The 7010-nt window shown below is 30.2% G+C and carries 4 protein-coding genes; all 4 read right to left on the bottom strand.

Features of this window, described 5'->3' with window-relative positions; translation table 11 throughout:
- Positions 1-1059: 1059 nt before the first annotated feature.
- The 4 genes from galE to N7Z68_RS21035 all read right to left on the bottom strand — a co-directional run bounded on the left by galE (position 1060) and on the right by N7Z68_RS21035 (position 6986).
- Positions 1060-2055, bottom strand: coding sequence for a UDP-glucose 4-epimerase GalE (galE, locus tag N7Z68_RS21050; RefSeq protein ID WP_275120439.1), 996 nt, complete (start codon positions 2053-2055; stop codon positions 1060-1062).
- 514 nt (positions 2056-2569) lie between these two features.
- A complete protein-coding gene (gene murJ / locus N7Z68_RS21045) occupies positions 2570-4099 on the bottom strand; it encodes a murein biosynthesis integral membrane protein MurJ (protein ID WP_275120438.1) in 1530 nt (509 codons plus the stop codon).
- A gap of 55 nt (positions 4100-4154) precedes the next feature.
- Positions 4155-5651, bottom strand: coding sequence for an O-antigen polysaccharide polymerase Wzy family protein (locus tag N7Z68_RS21040; protein ID WP_275120437.1), 1497 nt, complete (start codon positions 5649-5651; stop codon positions 4155-4157).
- A 75-nt stretch (positions 5652-5726) separates the two neighbouring features.
- Positions 5727-6986, bottom strand: coding sequence for a glycosyltransferase (locus N7Z68_RS21035; protein ID WP_275120436.1), 1260 nt, complete (start codon positions 6984-6986; stop codon positions 5727-5729).
- Between the last annotated feature and the right edge of the window lie 24 nt (positions 6987-7010).

Genomic DNA, 7010 nt, shown 5'->3' with positions numbered 1-7010 from the left:
CAAAAAGATAACCAATAGGAAGCGCGGGGTGTTTGTGTGTCTTGCCCCCATTAATGGGAACTAAGTATCGTAGAATGGCTCACTTTTGAAGTGATCACTATGGCTCAAATTAATATTGACAAAAACAATCGCTTTATCACTTAGAGAAAGGATTGATTGTAGAGAAGAAAAAATTTAATTTTTGTTGAATAACAGTGGCACTGGGATGTTTAATGTGATCATCGTAGATGAACTAGGTTACGTTCCCATCCTAAATCTAGAATTCTCTGAATAGACGAATGTTTTTGGAGATGACTTTTGAAGTGATCGCTCTGGCTCAATTTTATATTTACAAAAACAAGAGTTGAAGACTATGATTTCTCATTTCAATCTTATCATATAAGGGAGAAACAGAAAGCTGGCATTCAACCTGTACTAAGATTGTAATGTACTGCTTAAAATGGGCATTTTTTATCCAGAGGCATTAAATGAAAAATGGATTACGGATATTCCATAGTTTTAATTATTCTGTGAAGCTATATTTATCGCCTGTATTAGATTTATTTAACAGTGAAATTGTCCCTCTACAATTGGTGGCTTTGACTAACGTACTGTAAAAACGTTGGACAAGGCATTAGAACAAGCACAAGAAGAGCTTCAACTACTAAAACATTATTTCAAGGCTGGCATTCTCAAATGGTTAAGTATAGTAAAGTACTTCAAGCTAGAGGAAACAAAGTATAATTCGAAAAGGAAACGGTTAAAATCAAAATTTAAAAATAAGTACTGCAATACTGAACTAATCTTAACCAGGCTACCTAATAGAATAGCAGTGTCTAACTTCTTGGGGTCTCTTAATAATGGTTGGATATTTACAAAACCAAAAACAATTTCCTTATTTTGCATTTATTTTACCATTATCCAGTGAAATAAAACCGTATAGGTATTAGTAAATCTCATGCCCTATCTCTAATACTTTTCAGTATCTAGGAAGATCTTTGGATTAATTATTTTAGAAAATGGAACAAAAACCGCCCAGCTACTAAGGCTAGGCGGTTCATTTCAGTTAGCCAATAAGTTTTATTCTTTATAATTCTTCTCAAACCTCCAAGCATCACGACACATAGCTATAATATCACGTTTAGCATCCCATCCTAGTATTTTTTTAGCTTTAGTAGTATCAGCATAACATGAAGCTATATCCCCGAGTCTACGATCAACAATTTCAAATGGGATTTCAATATTATTTGCTTCTTTAAAAGCTTTTACTAACTCTAATACACTTGTACCCCTACCAGTACCTAAATTATAAATTTCAACACCTTCAGTTAAATTATCAAGCGCTGCTACATGTCCTTCTGCCAAATCCATCACATGAATATAATCTCGAACGCCTGTGCCATCTACTGTTGGGTAGTTATTTCCAAACACTTTTAGCTTGTCCAATTTTCCTTTTGCTACTTGTGCTAGAAATGGCATCAAGTTATTAGGAATACCATTTGGGGCTTCTCCGATCAAACCACTCTCGTGGGCACCAACCGGGTTGAAGTAACGAAGCAAAGATGTAGAGAAAGCTGGATTGGATTTTGCTATGTCAGTTAATATCCGCTCACTCATCGCTTTTGTTTCACCATATGGATTAGTTGTCGGTAAAAGGTCCATAGTTTCTACAAACGGTACAGTATTGTCTCCGTATACAGTAGCTGATGAACTAAAGACAAATTTATTTACATTATATTTTTCACAAGCTTTTGCAAGAACCATTGTGCTAACAATATTATTGTAATAATAAGCTAGAGGCATTTCAACAGACTCACCTACTGCCTTGAGACCTGCAAAATGAATAACAGCATCAATTTTATAATCCTTAAAAAGGATATCAACAGCCTCTTTATCCGTTACATCAATCTCGTAAAAGATTACTTCTGTATCTGTTATTTCTATTATTTTTTCGATATTATCACGTTTACTATTACAAAGATTATCAGCAATAATTACGAAATGACCTGCTTCTAACAATGCTACACAAGTGTGTGAGCCGATGTATCCGGTACCACCTGTAACTAGTATATTCAAACAAATACCTCCTCTAACTGCTTTTAGTATAGTTATGGGTAGTTACCCATGTATATTATTGTTTCATCTCAAAAAATAAAGAACTCAATACTAGATTTTATTCTAGTAATAAGTTCTAATATATAACCGTTGGTTTTCGTCTAGCTTCTTTAGAATAGTATAGAACAGAGTTCACTTTCGATCATTGCCTAAACTATATACCAACTGCCGTTAGTCGTCGTTTACGAAGCAATTATCCTACATTTCCTTTTGAAATTTATATTACTGGCACAAGTTCTTAATAATGTTAGAGTTTTTTCGAAATTTACCATTTGTATTACTAGAAGTGAGAAGTGAAACGAAAGTACTGAGTTTTGCGTCAATGTTCATATAATGTCTCCCTAAACTGAAACAGAAAATTTATATAGAGTTTATTAATTAAATTTCCCCAGAGAACAGGTCTGTTTTAACTCGTTAATTGCTACAACTCACATTACCTTATATATATATCAATACCAAATATTTTTTCTTTAACTTATTTTTCTTTCCTTCTAATGACTTTCTTCTGAATGATATTAGTTATTTCCTTTACCTCTTTAACTTCTAATACTATTAAAGTAATAAAATATATGAAAAATGCTATTATTACTGAAATAATTAAAGCAAAAAACACATTTATATTCTCTATTAAATTTACCTTGATTATATAAGAAACTCCCCCCATAATTAGTGAAGCAAATGTTACTTTTATTGTTATAGTAGCTATATTTTTATAATTAATTTCAGCTATTTTTTTTCTATAGTTTAATAGGAGTAAGACTGAACCAAATATTCCTGCTACACTAGTAGCAAGAGCTAACCCTGAAGTCCCCATATACTTTGATAATATAATATTGAGAATTATATTAAGTATCATAGCATATACTGCCGTAACCATTGGGGTTTTAGTATCCTGATTTGCAAAGAAAGCCCTAGTTATTATTTCTCTGTAACCATAAGCCAATATCCCTATTGAATAATAGAACAAAGTACCAGCTGTTAAAGTAATTGCAGTCTGGTCAAATGCCCCTCTACCATAAAGAATTTTAATAATATCTTCTGAAAATAACATTGTTATTACTGTAATAGGAATTACAATTATACTAACCATATTTATTGAATTCGAAATAGTTTTTTTTAACCCTTTATTGTTTTTTTCAACTACCATTTTTGAAATAACAGGGTACATTGCAATCGCAATTGCCGCAGCAAATGTTCCATTAATAAACTGTGTTAATCTAAATGAGTAATCTAATGCAGAAATTGCTCCCTCAACAATTCTTGATGCAATAGTTCTGTCTATTAGAACATTAATTTCATTGATTGAAACTCCTAATATTACTGGAAATGCAGCTATTCCAAACTTTTTAATATACTTATCTTTTATATCTAAGGTCAAATTGGGTCTAAACCCCTCTTTATATACATATGGTACTAATATTGCGGCCTGTGAAACTGTACCAACTAACGTTCCAATAGCTAAAACTAACAAATTTTCACTTATTGCACTTAGAAATATTGCAAATAAAATAATTAAGTTATTTGGTAATGCTACTAGTGCAGGCGCAGCAAATTTATTTTTTACATTTAAATAGCCTCTGTAAACGGCCATCAATACTGAAAAATAAACACCTATTACACTTACTCTTGTAAACATAACCGCTAACTCTAGAGTTTCTCCATTAAACCCTGAAGCAAATACTTTAACTATTGCTTCAGTAAACGTTACACAAAAAAGCACTATTATTGAACAAATAATTAGTAATATATTTAACAAGTTATTAGAAAAGGTAATTCCATATTTTTGTCCCTTTTGTTTTTCAATAAGAGTATATAGTGGAATATAACTCGTTGTAATACTAACAGAGATAAATGCAAAAATTACAGCTGGGATCGTTAGCGATATTAAGTATGCATCACTTACACCGGTAGCACCATAAAAATATGACAATGCAATATCTCTAAGGAAGCCAGAGATTTTAACAATAACTGTTAATACCATAATAACAACTGCGGCTTTACCCAAATTAATTTATTCCTTCCAATTTATAATTATCTTTATTTTATACTTTGACACAACATTAAAAAAATTCTCTTCTCTCTCTTTTTTTAATAATGATTTCTCTTACTATATATGCACCTATAAATATAATAATAAGAGCAGCAATTTTAGGTAATGAAAAAGTCGATACTAGAAAAGATGTATATCCTGCTCTTGGAGTAAACAAAAGCGCCCTAGTCATTAATAGTATTAGTAAAACTATTAATATATTATTTGAATAGAACCAAGATGTGAATTTACTAATTAAAATGCCGTAAATAATACTACCTATTATAATACCAATATAACCAAAATCAGTGTAAAGTTCCGCTATATAACTAGAACCATACCCAATTCCCATTAAATATAACCTTGGCATTATTAGGTAGGAAATAGTATGAGAAAATAAATATCCATTTAAAGCTCTTTCAACAGTTTGTCCTATAAAGATTGGTTGCCCAAATATATAATGGCCAATTATTTTATTATCAAAGAACTCAATAATAGGTCCTATCGAATATAACTTACCTTCTGGAATAGTATCCGCTAGAGTTTTTGCAAATCCAATTACATTAACACTAATCCCTTGTGAATAAAAGAATTCGTATAATGAATTAATTAAGCTTACATTCGTTAATTCAGATCCTGCCCTCAAATAACCAATCATGTTTAGCAGAACCATAATTAAAGGCAATGCAAGTATTGTTGCTATAATTTCTTTTTTTCCTACCCACTTATCTTTTTTTGGTAACCATTTAAATGCACTTTTATATATATTTTCTTTATTATCTTTATTCCTTAAGCAGAAATATATAAATATAATCAATAAATTTAACATGAAACCTGATCTTCTACCAGATAGTAGTGAAAATATTCCTTCGATAATATAAAGTCCTATAGGTAGTACACTTTCTTTTTTCCTTGGTTTAGTCGCCAGAAAAGCAAAAAAAGCAACATCGTACATATTACTTAAAATAATAAAAATCAAAGGCATTTGTGATTGAAACGTAGCGAATGTCTCATAGTACCCTTCTGTATTGGAAACAGAAATTGCTTCATATAGGTACATTAGACGGAAAATTACGGTAAAGTAAAAAAAGTACTTACTAAAAATCCTAAAAGCTTCTAGATAACCGGTTTTATATTTAATTTTTTCTTTAACAGTACTATTTTGACTAAAGAACTTTTGAACAAAATGAAACCCTATAAAAAGAGAAAGTAGACTAATATAAAGAGAGATTAAAATATGATTAACAACTTCGGCATCAAAAAAAGCTAAACCAAACAAGTTAGAATTATTAACATTATAGTTAAAGTATTCACTAACAATAATACGACCTAATAAAAATATGAAAAAAGTTGCATTAAAGGTAATGAATATTATTCTTTCATAGAATTTTTCGAATCCGTACCAAAAATTTTGTAATATTATAATTAATACAGATATAAGTAAAACATATGGGTCAGAAAACAATAATCCTATTATAAAAAGACCCAAAGATAAAATTAATATTAGATTACGTAATACTATCCCCATTTTATTCTCCTCTTGCCTATTTAATATTCATTCCAACAGGCAAAAATTAAGTAGTTCTTAGTGATATGCTCTACATTAACTTTTAATTAAAAGATCCTTTGTAAAAGTACTATATAGCCTCTCTGCATTACACTGTTCATCCCACCGATAAAAAGCTTCTTTACACATGATTTGATACTCATCTTTTGATAAAGTATTAATTTTTATCAAGCTATCTGCAATTTCATACTTTGTACAATCACGTTTTAATAAATAACCAGTAACATTGGGCTCCACAATTTCTTTTGTTCCACCTACATCCGTTGCGATTACAGGAAGCGACTTTGACATTGCTTCCATAATTGAAACTGGGACACCCTCCGATGATGAGATATTTACAAAGACAGTTGTTAAATTACTTTTATACCATTCTAATACCTCATTGTTTTTTATAAACCCTGTAAAATTATATTCATTCTCATCCAATTTTTCTGAAGCTATTTTTTTTATATTCTCAAATTCTGGACCATCACCAATATGTGTCCACTTGAAATTAATATTTTTTTCGCGAAGAATTGCTAGAGCTTCAATCAACAAGTCTAAACGTTTTAATTTCCTAACTACAGAACATGTAACAATATTTAATTTATCATTTGAATTTTGAATATGAGCCTTTTGCTTTTTTGTCCCAAGTCGTTTTACTTCAACTTTATCTTTATATTCTGGGTATTTACTTTTTAAAAAGTCTACTCCGTTTTGTGATACTGGAAAAACACTATCCAGAGAGTGTAATAAAAACTTTCTTTCTGGTAAAAAATTCAATGGATTTACATGTTCATTTATATCATACCCGTGAGCTCGTGATATTGTATAAATCTTCCCCTTTTGAAAATACACTTGCTTTAACTTTACAGCCACTCTAGCCGTTACATAAAACCAATAACTATATATAGTTATCTTTTTGAATTTATCAAATTCTTCTCCTTTTAATTTATCCTTTATAACCGAATAAATATAATTTGACCTACATTCAAAATAAAAGCTAAATGCTCTCTTTAGAATAGAGCTATTTCCATCCTCACCCAACAATGAGTGTTTTTTTCTACTATAAAATGCTCGTTTACTCCCAAACAAAACCATTTTTAATTTACCAATTAGAGAATGACTTACACCACTTTTAATTACTTCTACATTACTAGGAACAGATCGAGTTTGTTTCATGTTATTATCAGCCATTGTTGAAACAACATATATTTTTGAGTATCCATTTGCAAGATAAGGTAACTCAGTTTCTAAATACTCTTCTCCTTTATGAAAAGGATAATAATTGGTTATAAGTATCAAGCAATCATTCACTAAATTCCCTCCTTTTTCTTTTCA

The sequence above is a fragment of the Alkalihalobacterium chitinilyticum genome, assembly GCF_029028005.1.
GTDB lineage: Bacteria > Bacillota > Bacilli > Bacillales > Bacillaceae_F > Alkalihalobacterium > Alkalihalobacterium chitinilyticum.
Note: the sequence above shows the minus strand (reverse complement) of the source record. Positions and strands in the feature narration are given on the sequence as shown.